The following is a 15,899-nucleotide window of genomic DNA, read 5'->3' on the forward strand; positions in this document are numbered from 1 at the left end:
TCCTCTTTCCAGGCTTCTATTCAATATATATAGGTAGTAAAATGGTGAATGTCGTTCCTGAATTAGGGTAACTTTTTACATGGATATCTCCGTTATTTTCTTTAATAAGCCTATACGATAACGTAAGTCCCAAACCGACGCCCTTTTCTTTATTCGTGAAAAAAGGCTCAAAAATATGGTTCAGTTCTTCCTGCTTCATCCCTATTCCCGTATCCGATATGGTAATCCGCCCTGTCTTTTCGTTCACTTTATCAATGGTGATTTTAATGGTCTTTTCCTTTGTTTCTTCAACGGCATGAATCGAATTCAACACCAAGTTAAGAAGCACTTGTTGAATTTGTTGTAAATCTATATAAAAAATAAAGTCCTCCTCAATCATCTGCTCGAAATTTATTTGTTTTTTTTCCATTGTCACCTTATGAAAAGCAAGTAAGGATATAAGCTCATGAGCGTGGCAATTTGTAATATTTGGCGGACGCGGACGTGCATATTCAATTAAATCGGTAACAATCCCATTCAAGCGGTTAACTTCAGTAGGCAAGTGTTCCATTAGAACTTGTCGGAATTGAGGATTATCATATTTACTCGGAAGTAAATCAATGAATGTTTTAATCGATGTTAAAGGATTCCTTATTTCATGTGCGACACCTGCAACTAGTTGACCAAGAGCGTGCAGCTTTTCTTGTGTGACCAATTTTTTCTCCAATGTTTTCTTTTCCGTCTCATCATTCATGGAAAGTAAGTATCCGGTTTGTATATCTTCAGAATTGAACATCTTATGCATCGAATAAGAAATCACCTTCTGTTCATTCTCCTCATTTAATACCAATATCCGAAAAGAACCCGTACGATTATTCTCATTTTGTTCTTGGTGTAAAGCTTCGAAATTCTTCATCAATTGCGAATGATTCGTAAGATTCAGAATCATTTCCTTGGAAATGTTTAGAATGTCCGATGCCTTTGCATTGCAGCTAGTAATCATGAAATCGAGATCGAATGTTATGATGCCATTATGGATATTGTTTAAGATTTGATCTTTGAACGCTTCAGCATTAGCGATGTTTTGCCGTTGTTTCTCTAAATCCTTATTTAATAAATGTAATTTCAAAGTCTGGTTATGTACGGATTTTTTTAGCTTTTGATTCCATATGTAAATGATTAGAAGGATAAGGGCCACGGCAGTTAAGATTATGATCAACCAAAATATGAATTGTTCGAGTCTGGCAATTTTTTGATTGGATTGTGGCATTACCCATTTATCGATTATCCCATTGATATTTCGGTTTGCCTTAAGTTCTGTGAGTGCATTGTCCATCATGAAAAGAAGCGATTGATTTCCCTTTTTCACTGCAATCGTATAATCCGCAGGCTCAATGACTTCATCAAGAATGATGTAATTCTTTTCTTGGCGGAATTTTTTTAAATAGAAATCAGCAGTCCATTTGTTTCCGATGAACACATCAGCTCGGTTGTTCAATAATGTTAAAATTCCGGAGTATTGATTTGAAACGGTCGTTAAGTTTGTATTCCTCATATTGAGAAATGTACTGATAACTGGTGTGTTATGGTCAAGGACAACATGTAAATCACGTAGATCCGTTAACGTATGAATATCCTGTTTCCTTTTACTAGGAATGATTATGGATTGGGACATTGTAAAATAGGATTGAGTGAAATCAAATTGGTTATCTTTTTCGGTATTATAGGTACTTCCGACAATTGCATCAATTGTTCCGTTACTTAAGGCTTTTTCGGCTTCTTCCATCCTCATCGGAATATATTTGAAATCTACGTCATTATATTTCGCTATTTCCTCCATTAAATCAATATTGATGCCTGTCAGTTCACCAGCTTCATTTTCAAATGAAAATGGAGGAAGGGCACTTTCTCCAGCAATTATAAATGTTTTTTCTTCAGCAAAAACAGCGGGAGACCATAATGTTTGAACAAAGATTATAAAGCAAAATATACTTAGTTTAAACAGCTGCTTTTTAATTAAGAGCCCTCCTTCTACGTCAAAATCCTTGCAGTCAGTAATCCTTTGTTAAAAACATCATGATTATATACTTCTCCAATTAAGACTTGAACCCTTTAATATGTAAAGAATTCTTAGTATAATCTGACACAATATAACAATAACCTACAAAAGAGTGTGTTTCTGAATGCATAAGCTGCCATATCCAATAAGGATTGCAGTAAAAAACATGAAGGTTACTCTTGTCTTGTTTTTAGATAAGTACGAAGAAAACGCGTTTGCCTGCAGTTTTTTCTTTGAATAAGTTCCAGTTGATTTCAGAAATCCGCTCCCTTTCCGCCGACTGTCTGCCAAGCCTCCCCGACGCAAGCGTCTGTGGGGTCTCGGTTAGCCAGTTATTCGGAAGGAGTGTCGCACATTTCTTCCATCCAATAAGGATTATAGCACTAAAGGAGTTCTATCTTTTAAAACAAATTTGATTGGAACGGAAGGCGAGAGACTCCTGCGGGAAAAGCGAGTGCCTGGAATTGAAATCTATTTTTTACACCGACTCAAAAAAAACTGCAGACAAGACGAGTTCTATCATTTTAAACAAAGTTGATTGGAGTGGTTGTTCGAGAACCCTGTGGGAAAAGCGTCCCTAGGGGACCCAGGTGCAAGGAGTGCCCAACTTTCCAATCATTTTAACCCTCAATATGTTATCTTATTTTTATATTTCAAGGGTTTTTATCATTTGCCGTAACGTTCCAAGATGATACGCCAAGTGGGCAATGGTCGTTAGCATTTTCCTGAATCGAAATATTCGAAAAAAAGCCCGATTTCTCAGTAATAAAATTGTAAAGTGTACCCTATTAAGTAGACACCAAAAAAAGTCTACCAATAGGGTACTTTTTTGTATAATTAAGAAACACAACTAGAGATAACATGGAGACGGGAAAATAATGAGTAAAAAGATTTTCACAGAGAAAGAGACCAAGCAGCTATCAACTAATAAATATGTTAAAGCAGTTGGTACAAAAGGAATCACTTATACAGATGAATTTAAGCATATTTTTATTTCTGAAAGAGAGAAAGGAAAGGCTGCGAGAGAAATATTTGAACATTGTGGGTTTGATCCAGAGGTTTTGGGGATGGACAGAATTTATTCCGCGAACAAAAGATGGCAAAATGCTTACAAGAATAAGGGGATAATCGGTTTACTTGACACTAGAACTGAAAACTCAGGACGTCTTAGAGAAAAGGAACTTACCTTAGAAGAGAAAAATGCTCGTTTAGAAGCACAAATTACCTTACTAAAGGCGGAAAACGAACTATTAAAAAAGATTCGTATTGCAGAAAGGGGGATGAAGAAATAGAGCTTTCTCCTAGCCAAAAGTATATACTTATTCGGTCAGTGATTGAAAAGTATCAATTGAAAAATATGGTCAGTTATCTTTGTATTCTGGCTGGCGTCTCAAGAAGTGGTTATTATAATTATTTCTCGTTGGAATCACAAGAAAGAAGAAAGCTTAGGGATAAAACAGATGAGGCCGTAAAGGAGATCATCTTAAAAGCTTTCCATTTTAAAAATCGTAAGAAAGGTACACGTCAAATTAAAATGACTTTGGCGGGCCGATTTAATATTGTCTACAATTTGAAACGTATTCGACGAATCATGAACAAGTATGGCATTGTTTGCCCTATTAGAAAAGCAAATCCTTACAGACGAATGATGAAAGCTACAAAAGAACATCGCGTTGTACCTAACCTTCTAAACAGACAATTTAAACAAGGGGTTCCAGGAAAAGTACTCCTCACGGATATCACCTATTTACATTACGGTAAAGGAATGAGAGCCTACTTATCAGCCATTAAAGATGGTTCGACTGGAGAAATCTTAGCCTACCATTTATCAGACCGTATGACTTTAGATTTAGCTACAGATACACTCAAGAAGTTAAAGAAGAACAAAAACTTTAAAAAAGCAAAAGATGCCTTAATTCACTCAGATCAAGGTGTTCATTATACAAGTCCTATCTTTCAAAAAGCTGTGAAGAAATTAGGGTTACGCCCATCTATGTCAAGACGAGGAAACTGTTGGGACAACGCACCACAGGAATCATTCTTTGGCCATCTTAAAGACGAGTCCTCTATTAAAGCATGTACAAGTCTAGATGAGTTAAGAAAAGAAATTAAACAATATATGATTTATTACAATCATTATAGATATCAGTGGAATTTAAAAAAGATGACCCCTGTTCAATATAGAGATCATCTTCTTAAAACTGCCTAGGTTTTTTTAATGTCCTTTACAAAGGGTACACTTTATTGAGAAATTGGGCTTTTTTGCTACTCCATAAAAGTGCCATATTATGAAATTACACATTATTTTTAGTGGTATGTTGAAATCATTACTTAAACCTTTATTCAAGATAAGCACCCGTTAGTTCAAGAAAAGTGACCTTTAAGCAAAAAAAACCAGGGTACACTTTGGTGTGCAGTATTTTTATTTTCTTAGCTGAAACAAGTAAGCCTGTTACACGGCAGATTGCTACACTCTATGGATCACTTCTTTGTTTTATCCATTTTATTATTCGGTTTACTTGCGTTCCAAAAAGGAGTTCGAATGTACGCAAAGTAGGATGAAATCTAAAACATGATTAATTTATTTTCTCATCAAATATATTAATCTTTTAAACCCTTCCCATCGAGAATTTTCTGCATGCATTTTTCGATTCTTGACTCTCGGGTTTTGGATTGTTTGGCTTGTGAAAAATAAAGGATGTATGCTCTTTGCCTTCCAGGGGTCAATGCTTCAAAAGCAGTTTTCAAGGCAGGGTTATCATCGAATTTGTTGTGAAGTTCTTCAGGAATTATGAATTCTTCGTTCTTTTTAAATTCCACTTCCAACCCGGCTTTTTCAACTTCAATGGCTTCATGAATATAGGCTTTCAGAATGGATTCCGTTGCAACTATTTCTTGAACATTGGTGAACCGAATCTGGCGCGCTCCCTGTACATTCTCCGTTTGTTGAATTAGAAGCCCGTGGGCATCCTGTAACAAGGCACCTTTGTGAAACAGAATCGCACAATATTCTTTAAATCCATGTATTAAAACGATGTTTTTATTCTCAAACGTGTAACAGGGATGCATCCACTTAAATTCTTCGGTCAGCTCACAGTCAAGAACGATATTTCTTAACGTCTCAAATTCTTCTTTCCACTTTTTAGCTTTACCTAAAAATTCATCAACCTTAGGATTCGTTCTACTTTTTGTCATCACGGAACACTCCTCTTTTCGAGCAGTTTGCTTTTTTCTTATACGTTAGCTAAATACTAAAAAACAAGGCAGAGGTTTGGTCTTATAATACCTCTAACACGTTATTAAGTTCTTCGCCCATTTTCGCCCAACCATATTTCGCACCATTGAACGCTTGATCTTCTTTTTCGAATCCTGTTTGTTCGAGATGTAAGTGGGTTGTTCCATCCTCGTGCTTTAATGTCCATGTGACTGTAGTGTTTATACCGCCACCTACCCAGGTGTAAGATAACTTATAAGGCTCCTCGACTTCAAGAACCTCGGAATCAATAATTAAATTCCACTGTTCATTCCGAAACTGGAATTTATGTCCGACGATAGGTTTAATATCATTAGCCATTACCCATTTCCCAAGAGTATTTGCATCCGTTAAGGCAAGCCATACCTTATCGATCGGGCTCTTAAAATTAAAGTCTTGTGTTACTGTTAAACTCATTTTTATTCCTCCTCTAATATTTGATTTAAAAGTAATATTCTTTCACTCCAGAATCTTCTGTAAAACGATACCCAATCCTCAATTTCTCTCAACGGACCAGCATTCAGCCGATAACGGGTTTCCCTGCCGACTTTTCTGCTGATTACTAGACCTGCCTCTTTAAGGATTGCCAAATGCTTTGAAACCGCAGTACGGCCCATTTCAAAATGTACGGTCAACTCATTTAGTGGCAATTCTTCCACGTCCGCCAACAAACGGAGCAATTTACGTCTTGTTGGGTCAGCGATGGCTACATAAATATCACGTTCTTGATTTTTCTCGTTCAAAATCACCCACCCTTTTAATTGGACACCAATTGGTGTCTTTTATTATATGACACTGATTGGTGTCCTGTCAATTTTATTATTGACACACTTTATTTGTTTTATTCTAATATCATCAAGTATATTATTAAATCCTTTTACAACTAAACTGGCCCCGTTAGTTAAAGTGATTCTTATATGATCAATTGCTATTTTTGAATATTGGATATGCTCGTGTTTCAGCAAAGGAGGAGAATCTTGGAATTATATCTTCATTGATAAGCAAAGTGGAAAAGAGTTTCACTGGTTTCCATATCAGGGATGCGCTTAATCATTCGTGAAAGCGTTTATTATTCCTTGATTCACTAGACGGATTGGGCAGGGATTATGATGATTCATTCGGAGAGTGGAAGTATATTACTTGAGATTGAACTCAGATACTATGGTACTTAAAAATGAGACACTTTTGATTGCGGAAATTCAGAGGTATGGGTGTTACTGGGGATTTTTTTATGACTTCATTTAAGTATATGAAAAAGGAAATAAACTATCAGATATTATAACCCCTCAACTTAGGGATGAGATCATACGAACGCCTCTTAGCGACTAAGACTAAAAGTATCTATCTGGGTTTTTCAAACAAAGTTGATTGGAACGCGTGTACCAGACTCCCGCGGGAAAAGCGTGTCGAAAGGAGAATCCAGGCGCAAGAGCGCTGAGGGCGGAATTGCCTTCGGAAAGCGAGTGCCTTACGTTCCAATCAGTTTAAAAACTCTCAATATGTTATATTATTTTTCTATATGTTATATTTTTTTTCTATTTCAAGGCTTTTTATCATTTGCCGTAACGCTCCAAGATGATAAGCTGAGTGGGCAATGGTCGCATTTACATTTGTCAGCCATTTTCCTAAATCGATTGTTTCGATTTCTGCGAAAAGAGATACATATTCTTTATGTAATTCCTCTCTGATTTCAGCCCATTTCACCTCATCAACAGTAGCAATTGTCCAGCTTTCTTCCCAATCTTTTTCAAAGTCTGTGCCATTGATCAACGATCGGATCACCCATAAATAATACCGGGTGTGGTCTGAGTGTGCCGCAATTGTCGATCCGTTTATGGAACGTGAAGCATCTTCTGCGGTTAAGCCATCAAGTGTACCAAAAACCCCGGTATTCGGTTTTGAATCAGTATAATAGCTCCCTTCATTTCCCGGTCCTTCAAACGTTTCCTTCAAAAGCGTTTTTAGTGAACTTGCCAACGTCTCGCTCATCTCAATTCCCCCCAAATGTTTAGTCGACTTCATTACTCTATAATATACGAAGACAAACCAATAAACATTTATATTTTGTTAAATTAATCCAAAAATATCGCGAGTTTAAAGAGTTACTCGCTTTTTAGCTTGCATAAGATAAGGCTATCAATTACTTTCGAGTACAGTTAACATGTGGTATTGACGACTCTCTTAACGTGATGAAATAAAAAGGCCATTCCACAGGAACGGCCTTAATTATTTTTGAAAATTATAATTCAGTTTTAGTAGCTTTTCAAACGCTCTTCCAGGGACACGATTCTAAACTTTAACTCTTGATTCGAGTCCAAGCCCCCTATTACAATTTGATTATCTTCCGTAATGGTGACATATCTGAAAATTTCTTCTCCATGAATCTTGATTTTAGTCTCCATTGTCGTTTCCATTTTTGCAAAAACTTGATCTGTGTATGTAAGCGGAAGAAGATCATCTAAACCTTCTTCGGGGCTCCCGAGCCACTTAAACATGAAATCTTTCAATGAATATTGCTCAATCATCGATAAATGATTTTTAAAAATTAATTTGTCAATTGTTATCTCTTTCAACTTTAACCACTCCTCAATAGTATCTAAAGTTTATATGGATAATCTCCTAACATCAAGGGCATTCCAATGACAAACCATTACATTTTGATTACTTGCTTACTGAATAATCCCTTTCCTTCCGTAAAATGGAGTTCGGTAACCTTGAAAACCAATTTTAGATTGATTTTTTCGAAAGAATATCCTTGGATTAACATGAGAGGGATTATTTTCTGTGGTTTGCACGTTTTGTTATAGATGATTATCCATGAAATGAGGATGTTCATTTCAGTCAAAACAGCCCCATTTTCAAAAATGGGGCTGTTTTTATTATACGGATGTAAAACAACTATTCTGTTAAATGATAGTCCTTTAAATTATATATTATATGTCTTGTTTTCCTTTAACACCATTGATTGAATAGCTGATTTTAATGTTGGCATTTAATGAGTGATACACTGAACAGTACGTATTTTTGGATAATTGAATTGCACGGACGACTTTATCTTCAGGTAGATCCCCCTCTAATAAATAATGGATATGAAAATCGGTAAAACGTTTAGGATGATTTTCTGACCGTGCCCCTTCTATTTCTATTTGAAAGGCCTTTGTTTCAAATCGCATTTTCTTTAAAATCATTACAATATCAATTCCTGTACAGCCGGCAAGAGAGTGTAAAAGTAATTCTGTGGGTCTTGCTCCACTATTTTTACCTCCTGCTTCTTCGGCGGCATCCATCTTTATTTCATGTCCCGACGGAGTTGTGCCAGAAAAGGCCAGTTCCCCTGTCCATGTAATCATTGTCTTCATATATTCCGATTCCTCCCTTTCTTGTTGTTTTGTTCTAAAAATAGCCCACATTTCAATTAATGTAAATTTATATCATTTAAGTATTAAAAAATATTGCCGTAATGGGGTCAGTATGCAAATATACAGTGCACTTGATTCTGGATTTTTTATACCCTAACTTGTGATGATTTTCCATACCTTATATTCTTCCCACAAGTCCTGCTTAGTTAGTCATACTGTAAAATTTGAACGTTGATTACCTCTTCAGGCTTTAAAACCTAAAAAAATATTCCAGATGATTTCAGAAATCAGCTCATTTCCGCCAACTGTCTGCCAAGCAGCATCAAAGCAAAGCGGCTGTGGGGTCTCGGCCAGCCAGTTTTTCGGCAGGAATGTCGCAAATTTCTTCAATCTATTCAGGGGTTCATCCATATATTTATTTGTAAAAACTAGATGGATAACTAAGTTTACCTATAGAGATGATTGTATAAACTTTTCGAACCTCCATTTGTCGATAAAATGGTATTAAAATTTTGATAGAAACAGTTTAATCTTGCAAAATGAAAGACCACATTTCTTCATTTACCATTCAGTTTTATAGTTTCCTTCTCCATTCAAAGGAGTTTTATAACTATTATTTTCGCCATCTTTCCAAGTGATATTGCCATTTTCATCTTTCAGAACGAACTTGAATTCATAGAATCGATCTGCAGCTAAACGAAATGTTCCACTCCAGCTGCCTTCTGTGTTTTGAGTGAGTTTATATTCGTAATCTTCAGGATTCCATCGGCCGATTTCCCCTCTGTCCCCAATTAAGTAAACTCCCTGTGTGGCAGGTACATTTTCAACTGTGAATGTAACGGGAATCGACTTGCCTTCCAATTTATCAGCCATCATCCTGAACTCATTAGTTGGATTTCCTTCATCGTCGAATAAATAAGACATCCTAAGCAATGTAAATCCCTCAAAACCATGGTTAAAAACCATTTCTGCTACATTGTCAAAGCCCCATTCATTATTGATCAGAGGGAGTGCATTTTCCCCGTTTAAAGAAATTCCTTTTTCATTAGCTAAAGAGGCAATATGGGTCACCAAAGTCTTAGGAGCGCTATAGGACGGTGCAGTATGTGCGTCTTGATCTCCCATTTCAAGACAGGTGAATGTGAGGGCCATATTCGATTTCTTAAATTGATTCAATAATTGGGAGTAGTTATGGTACCCGGCACTATACTCTGCTGAATGCGGCATTACTGGATCATTCATTTTCCAATGGACCCCTGAGATTTTAGCTCCAATTGGCACGCCAAAGACTTCATCAAAATGTTTATGGGCAAACTTCGAGATTTTTGCAAGATGCTTTTCGAGTGCTCCTTGATACCACTGCATAAAATCGTAACCAAATCTAGTGTCGATTGCGCCGCCCCTGGTGAAAAATTCATCCCCATTTCCTGGCGGCTGAATCTCATTCCAGTTTTTATACGTTTTGCCCCAAGCGGCATTTAATTTTTTTATCGTGGAATATTTTTCTCTCATCGCAAGCCTGAAATCACGTTTTGCTCCTTCTGTATAAACTTGAAGTTGTCCCCTCTCAGGATAATCCCAGCCATCGGCATTCTGGTAGGAGGGATATCTTAATTCCCCTGCCGGTCCTGCACTTAGATATATCTTTGCTATTAAACCCTTCTTATCAGCAAAGTTCTCTGCAAAGGATTTGTACAATTCATTGTACTGACCGGCTGTGCCTTCCCACCAAGGAGCAAGTACCTCCTTATTCCAGAAACCACTTTCACTCTTGAAAGCCATGTTTTCGGCAGTGTCTTTATTCCAGAGCCAACTCGGGATGGGGTAGTTGCAATCATCCCCCACATTACCGCCGCACTGGTGCGTAGACAAAATGGGCACCCATTTTAAACCGGAAGCTTTCACGGTTTCCGCATATTTCTTATAATAGGACCAATCAAACTGATTATCTTTTTTACTCTCGACCAATCCCCACCAGATATCTGTCGTAATTGCATATACTCCATTTTCCTTTAACTGGGTCAGTTCTGCTTTAAATGCCCCCCAATCTGATATTTCACCCAATGGGGCCATCACATAAAGCTTGTAATCTGGTTGTACTTCTGCTATTCCAGGTGTATTTGATAAAGGAACAAAATACAGCATAAAGGTAAAAACGCCAACGGATAATTTATTCATGAAACGCCAACCTTTCCCCTATAACTTTATTTGTTTAAATTTCGGTTCATCACCGAAACCGCTTACAATCTTTTTATTTTTTTGTCATTCCTTTACTAGAATTATATTTGTTATGGAAATATTTATCAATTATTTCATCGGAGGAATTTAGTTTAAAAATCGACAAAGAAAAATGGATAGTCTAAGAGACTATCCAGAGCAGCTGGTTATAAAACTATATAAACATTACCATCTTCTATTTCAACATGGAATGTCTTTACACAACCATTATCAGGTTTTTGGACTTCTCCATTCTTGACACTGATTTTCCAGTCATGCATCGGGCAAAATACGTGATCACCACTCACAATGCCTTCCACCAGAACCCCACCTTTGTGTGGGCAACGATTTTCAATAGCCCGGAATTCACCATTTGCTAAATGAAAAAGAGCAATTTCATGAGAGCCAATGGTTACTGTTTTCCCCAGGTTTTTTGGCATTGCATTTACGGTTGAGACCTTTATCTTTTGAAGTGTTTTTCCCATTTAGGCTGCCCCCATATTCATTTATTTGATATAGCCGGAATTTTCACTTTTTGAAATAAACCGGTTTGGATCGCATTGCTCTCAATGATTTCTTTCCACGGTTCTTGCAATACGGATAAGGCCTCATCCAAGCGTTGATTAAGCTCCAACCTTTTTTGCTTATCACCAATAATCTCTTTAATGGTATCGAACCCAACACGCTCAACCCAAACCGACGTTCTTTCTAAATAATTTGCAGTCTCTCGATAATGTTGGATGTACGCCCCCGTAATTTCAATTACCTCATCACTTGTTTTCACTTTACATAATAATTCAGCAGCTCGTAAATGAGTACCGCCATTGCCACCAATATAAATTTCCCATGCACCGTCAACACCGACAACACCAAGATCTTTGATACCGGATTCAGCACAATTACGAGGACATGCCGACACAGCCATCTTAACCTTATGCGGTGTGCCTACACGTTCGAATTTCTTCTCCATGGCAATGCCCAGACCGATTGAATCTTGGGTGCCAAAACGGCAAAAGTTTTCACCGACACATGTTTTCACAGTTCGAAGTGTCTTTCCATATGCATATCCAGAAGGCATATCCAGGTCGGCCCATACGCTTGGAAGGTCTTCTTTTTCAACGCCGAACAAATCTATTCTTTGACCGCCTGTTACCTTAAGTAACTTAACATTATACTTATCGGCAACATTTGCTATTTTCCGTAATTGATCGGGATTTGTGACGCCGCCATACATTCTTGGCACAACGGAAAATGTACCATCCTTTTGAATATTTGCATGTAACCTTTCATTGACATAGCGGGATTCTTTTTCATCTTCATAGTCAACAGGATGGATCATGCCTAAGTAATAGTTCAGTGCCGGTTTACATTTAGAGCATCCATCACTTGTATTCCAGCCCAGAACATTCATGACTTCACGAGTATGTGTCAGATTTTTTTCGCGTATTTCGGCAACAACCTCATCTCTTGATAAAGTGGTGCACGTACATATGGATTCCTTCTGGTTTGACTTACTGAAATCAGCGCCTAATGTCAGCTCGAGAATATCACCGACTAACGGCTTACAACCACCGCATGATCTCGAAGCACTTGTGCAGCCTTTTACTTCCTCAATGCTTGTTAAACCGTTAGATTCGATAGCCGTCACAATATCACCCTTCGTTACACCATTACAACCACAGATGATTTCTTCATTTGACATCGAAGTGACAAGGCTAACACCTGGTTCACTTGTTCCAACATTTAAATACTCCGAAACGTCGGCATTTTTATTGATCATGCTCAATAGGGTATTGCTTTCCTTTGTATCCCCGAATAATACCGCACCAGAAATTTTCCCATTTCGAATCATTACTTTTTTGTAAGTACCATTCCATTCATTAAATTCCTTGATTGATTTGGCTTGTTCATCCTCGAAAATTTCTCCAGCCGAAAATACATCAACACCAGATATTTTTAACTTAGTAGAAAGCACGGACCCCTCGTAAGCTTTGCTATCCAGTCCGCAAATCCTTTTGGCTAATACTTTGCCCTGTTCATATAGGGGAGCGACCAAACCATACACCATCTCACGGTGTTCCGCACATTCACCAACCGCAAAAATATTCGGGATCCTTGTCTCCATATAATCATTCACGATAATTCCTCGATTGACAGGGATGCCGGAATTTTGGGCCATTAAAACATTTGGCTTAATCCCAACTGCCATGACCACTAAGTCGGCGCTGATTTCCTCGCCATCACTAAAGCGTAATCCTTTGACATCAAATTCACCTAAAACCTCCTGAGTCTGTTTCCCGAGATAAAAATTCATTCCCTGTCTTTCAAGTTCCCTTTGCAGCATTTTTCCTGCTGCTGGATCTAACTGCCTATCCATCAAATATTCCGAAAGGTGAATTACATCTACCTGCATACCTAGATTCAAAAGCCCCCTTGCTGCTTCAAGACCCAGCAATCCTCCACCAATCACTGCAGCCTTTTTATTATTTTTTGAATATTCAATCATATTTTCGCAATCTTCAATATTTCGAAAGGCGGTCACTCCTTTTTTATCCGCTCCCTTTATCGGAAGTATGAAAGGGATCGATCCGGTAGCTAAAATTAATTGATCATATTCGACTTCGCGATTAGTGTCTGAGTAAATGATTTGCTTTGTGGTGTCGATGTTCGTGACTGTTTCACCTGAAAAAAGTGTAATATTGTTCTCTTTGTACCAGTTCCAATCATTTATTGTAATATCATCTATCGTCGTAGCCCCCTGCAATACATTCGATAGTTGGATTCGATCATAATTCGGATGCGGCTCACTTCCGAAGACAGTCACCTCAAACCTTTCCGGTTGAATTTTCAAAATTTCTTCTATACATCTTACTCCAGCCATACCATTCCCAATGAGTACCAATTTCTGCTTAGACATGTTTTGTCCTCCAATAAGATTTTTTTGAAAGGATGATATGATTGATTATAGGTGACGTCACTTTTTATCGCCACAATCATGTAATAAAATCTTACATAGTTTTTAAAAACTAATAATTTATGTTAGTTTTTATTACAAATATTCAGAAAATTAGGATATAATATCCTTATTGATTCAGCATAAATCAAAAATGAGGTGATTTTCATCGTCCAGCAAAAAGAATCTTATATAGATAGAAAGGTTATTTCCATAGGAGTCGTCAGAGAATTAACCGGACTATCCGATAGGCAAATCCGGTATTATGAAGAAAGAAAACTCGTTTTCCCCGAAAGGTCTAAGGGTGGTAACCGTAAATACTCTTTTTCCGACGTCAAGGCATTAGTGGAAATCGCCGATAAAATAGAGGATGGAGTGCAAACCCATGAAATTAGACAGGAAAAATTAAAAGAGAACAGAAAAATTGAACAGGAAAAAATGCGAAAAAAAATGCTGCAGGGCCAATTAAATGCACACTTTGGCCTGCGTAATTGATTTTCAGAAACCTGAATTATTAGCTGTTCAATGTCCATATTTCACTCTTCGACAACATTTTCACCTTGCAATATTAAAATAGCTGTTAACATTGTTACACTGGACATGATGACTTTCATGTCCAGTCAGTTTGCAGACAAAAGGGGTTCGGAATTAAAAAATTCCGAACCCCTTTTAAAATTCCCTTAGATAAGAGATTTGGTCTCAGCGAGCCACTATGTTAAGCCATTTTTGTTTCAACTTCATAATTGTTTTACGCATTGATCGAATTCCGATGGTGTATTAAATGAAGTCAGTTTAACTACTATAACCGGGTCAATACTTGAGCATCCTACCTCTGAATACATATCTTTCACCAAATCATAAATGAAAGAAAAGTCAATGGCAGCCTCCATTTTACGAACCAAATGGTTCGCTGGCACCAGTTGATCTCATTAAATAGAATCATGTTAGGAAAGCATCCTGATCACTTCAATTTTTATTAATGCTATTTTAAAACAATGAAGACTTTAGGTAAAAGGGTACTATCTAAAAGTTAAAACAGGTTGATTGGAACGGAAGGTACGAGACTCCTGCGGGAAAAGCGAGTCCAGGGGAGACCCCGCAGGCGCAAAGGCGCCGAGGAGGCTCCCGGATCGCCCGCGGAAAGCGAGTGCCTGAAGTGGAAATCAACGTCCAAATTTGTACAAGCAAAAAAACTGAAGACATGATGACTTTCATGTCCAGTTTGCCATTTTCATTACAGTAAATTTTTCTAGGTAATCATTCCTTTTCTAAGCGAACTCCTTATCTTTTGTCTTCTCTGAAAACCATGATAATTTCTCGGATAAATTCACCACTTCTCCTATTACGATCATGGCTGGATTGGTAACCTGCTCACTTGTAACGGTTGCCACTATTGAATCGATTGTTCCTGTAATAGTTCGTTGAAAACCTGTCGTTCCTTGTTCGATGACTGCAATGGCAGTTTCGGGCTTCATTCCGCAGGAGCGTAATTGTTTACAGATATATGGAAGGTTTTTGATACCCATATAAATAACAATGGTGTCAACACCATGTGTCAAATGATGCCAGTTGATGTTATCAGGTTTGCCGGTCACGCAGTGTCCTGTGACAATTGCGAAGGAACTCCCCCATTCCCTGTGAGTCAGGGGAATTCCAGCATAAGCTGGCGCAGCGATTCCAGATGTGATTCCAGGAACTATTTCAAATTGAATTCCATGCTTTGCTAGCACTTCTGCTTCCTCACCGCCCCGGCCAAAAATGAAAGGATCTCCCCCTTTTAGACGAACAATCGTTTTTCTCTCCATTGATTTACTTATTAACAATTGATGAATGCCCTCTTGAGGGACACAATGTATACCAGGCGCTTTACCGCAATAAATGTATTCAGCTCCAGGTTTACCGTAGAAAAGCAATTCACGATTTACCAATCGATCATACAAGATGACATCCGCTTCCGCGATGCATTTGATTGCCTTGACAGTAATTAAGTCCGGATCACCAGGACCGGCACCAACAATATAGACCTTACCTTTTTCCATCCTTTATCCCCTTTTGTTGTTTAGTCATGAAAGCCTGTGT

The 15,899-nt window shown here is 37.8% G+C and carries 14 protein-coding genes and 1 pseudogene; 2 read left to right on the forward strand and 13 right to left on the reverse strand.

Features of this window, described 5'->3' with window-relative positions; genetic code table 11:
- Positions 1-16 precede the first annotated feature (16 nt).
- A complete protein-coding gene (locus MHB45_RS10200) occupies positions 17-2,038 on the reverse strand; it encodes a transporter substrate-binding domain-containing protein (RefSeq protein WP_309247791.1) in 2,022 nt (673 codons plus the stop codon).
- A gap of 878 nt (positions 2,039-2,916) precedes the next feature.
- Here MHB45_RS10200 and MHB45_RS10205 point away from each other — a divergent pair.
- A protein-coding gene (locus tag MHB45_RS10205) for an IS3 family transposase (RefSeq protein WP_235443556.1) occupies positions 2,917-4,247 on the forward strand; the annotation gives its coding sequence in 2 pieces (ribosomal slippage) (positions 2,917-3,289 and positions 3,289-4,247; 1,332 coding nt in all).
- Positions 4,248-4,639: 392 nt separating this feature from the next.
- Here the strand turns inward: MHB45_RS10205 and MHB45_RS10210 are convergent.
- From MHB45_RS10210 to nirB, 10 genes are all read right to left on the reverse strand, one after another.
- Entirely contained in the window at positions 4,640-5,233 is a 594-nt protein-coding gene (locus MHB45_RS10210; RefSeq protein ID WP_048686370.1) for a YdeI/OmpD-associated family protein, read from the reverse strand.
- A gap of 82 nt (positions 5,234-5,315) precedes the next feature.
- Positions 5,316-5,708, reverse strand: a complete 393-nt coding sequence (locus MHB45_RS10215; RefSeq protein ID WP_048686369.1) for an SRPBCC family protein — start codon at positions 5,706-5,708, stop codon at positions 5,316-5,318.
- 2 nt (positions 5,709-5,710) lie between these two features.
- A complete protein-coding gene (locus tag MHB45_RS10220) occupies positions 5,711-6,034 on the reverse strand; it encodes an ArsR/SmtB family transcription factor (RefSeq protein WP_048686368.1) in 324 nt (107 codons plus the stop codon).
- 772 nt (positions 6,035-6,806) lie between these two features.
- The gene (locus MHB45_RS10225) at positions 6,807-7,280 is read right to left on the reverse strand and encodes a hypothetical protein (protein ID WP_048686367.1); all 474 of its coding nucleotides are present in this window, start codon (positions 7,278-7,280) and stop codon (positions 6,807-6,809) included.
- A 263-nt stretch (positions 7,281-7,543) separates the two neighbouring features.
- A complete protein-coding gene (locus tag MHB45_RS10230; protein ID WP_048686366.1) occupies positions 7,544-7,864 on the reverse strand; it encodes a hypothetical protein in 321 nt (106 codons plus the stop codon).
- Positions 7,865-8,224: 360 nt separating this feature from the next.
- Positions 8,225-8,650: an OsmC family protein gene (locus MHB45_RS10235; RefSeq protein WP_034306763.1), complete on the reverse strand. Its 426-nt coding sequence runs from the start codon at positions 8,648-8,650 to the stop codon at positions 8,225-8,227.
- Between the two features lie 243 nt (positions 8,651-8,893).
- A complete protein-coding gene (locus MHB45_RS10240) occupies positions 8,894-9,040 on the reverse strand; it encodes a hypothetical protein (protein WP_153246140.1) in 147 nt (48 codons plus the stop codon).
- A 171-nt stretch (positions 9,041-9,211) separates the two neighbouring features.
- Positions 9,212-10,828 (reverse strand): family 14 glycosylhydrolase, encoded by a 1,617-nt coding sequence (locus MHB45_RS10245; protein WP_048686362.1) that lies wholly within the window; start codon positions 10,826-10,828, stop codon positions 9,212-9,214.
- A 206-nt stretch (positions 10,829-11,034) separates the two neighbouring features.
- The gene (gene nirD, locus MHB45_RS10250; protein ID WP_048686360.1) at positions 11,035-11,352 is read right to left on the reverse strand and encodes a nitrite reductase small subunit NirD; all 318 of its coding nucleotides are present in this window, start codon (positions 11,350-11,352) and stop codon (positions 11,035-11,037) included.
- 17 nt (positions 11,353-11,369) lie between these two features.
- Positions 11,370-13,784: a nitrite reductase large subunit NirB gene (nirB, locus tag MHB45_RS10255; RefSeq protein WP_048686358.1), complete on the reverse strand. Its 2,415-nt coding sequence runs from the start codon at positions 13,782-13,784 to the stop codon at positions 11,370-11,372.
- Between the two features lie 195 nt (positions 13,785-13,979).
- Between nirB and MHB45_RS10260 the strand changes: the two genes are divergently transcribed.
- On the forward strand, positions 13,980-14,315 hold the full coding sequence (locus MHB45_RS10260; protein WP_275452473.1) for a MerR family transcriptional regulator: 336 nt from the start codon (positions 13,980-13,982) through the stop codon (positions 14,313-14,315).
- A 223-nt stretch (positions 14,316-14,538) separates the two neighbouring features.
- Here the strand turns inward: MHB45_RS10260 and MHB45_RS10265 are convergent.
- Both MHB45_RS10265 and cobA read right to left on the reverse strand, forming a co-directional pair.
- Positions 14,539-14,740, reverse strand: a pseudogene (locus tag MHB45_RS10265) (IS5/IS1182 family transposase); the annotation flags it as partial.
- Between the two features lie 348 nt (positions 14,741-15,088).
- Positions 15,089-15,859 (reverse strand): uroporphyrinogen-III C-methyltransferase, encoded by a 771-nt coding sequence (gene cobA, locus MHB45_RS10270; RefSeq protein WP_048679146.1) that lies wholly within the window; start codon positions 15,857-15,859, stop codon positions 15,089-15,091.
- Positions 15,860-15,899 lie beyond the last annotated feature (40 nt).

The sequence above is a fragment of the Peribacillus sp. FSL K6-5616 genome, assembly GCF_038008245.1.
Classification (GTDB): Bacteria; Bacillota; Bacilli; order Bacillales; family DSM-1321; genus Peribacillus; species Peribacillus frigoritolerans.

What these genes read in the sequence shown, in the direction of transcription:
- MHB45_RS10210 (WP_048686370.1), bottom strand. Translation starts at nt 5,233, where the DNA reads ATGACAAAAAGTAGAACGAATCCTAAGGTTGATGAATTTTTAGGTAAA.
- MHB45_RS10215 (WP_048686369.1), bottom strand. Translation starts at nt 5,708, where the DNA reads ATGAGTTTAACAGTAACACAAGACTTTAATTTTAAGAGCCCGATCGAT.
- MHB45_RS10225 (WP_048686367.1), bottom strand. Translation starts at nt 7,280, where the DNA reads ATGAGCGAGACGTTGGCAAGTTCACTAAAAACGCTTTTGAAGGAAACG.
- MHB45_RS10235 (WP_034306763.1), bottom strand. Translation starts at nt 8,650, where the DNA reads ATGAAGACAATGATTACATGGACAGGGGAACTGGCCTTTTCTGGCACA.
- MHB45_RS10245 (WP_048686362.1), bottom strand. Translation starts at nt 10,828, where the DNA reads ATGAATAAATTATCCGTTGGCGTTTTTACCTTTATGCTGTATTTTGTT.
- nirD (WP_048686360.1), bottom strand. Translation starts at nt 11,352, where the DNA reads ATGGGAAAAACACTTCAAAAGATAAAGGTCTCAACCGTAAATGCAATG.
- nirB (WP_048686358.1), bottom strand. Translation starts at nt 13,784, where the DNA reads ATGTCTAAGCAGAAATTGGTACTCATTGGGAATGGTATGGCTGGAGTA.
- cobA (WP_048679146.1), bottom strand. Translation starts at nt 15,859, where the DNA reads ATGGAAAAAGGTAAGGTCTATATTGTTGGTGCCGGTCCTGGTGATCCG.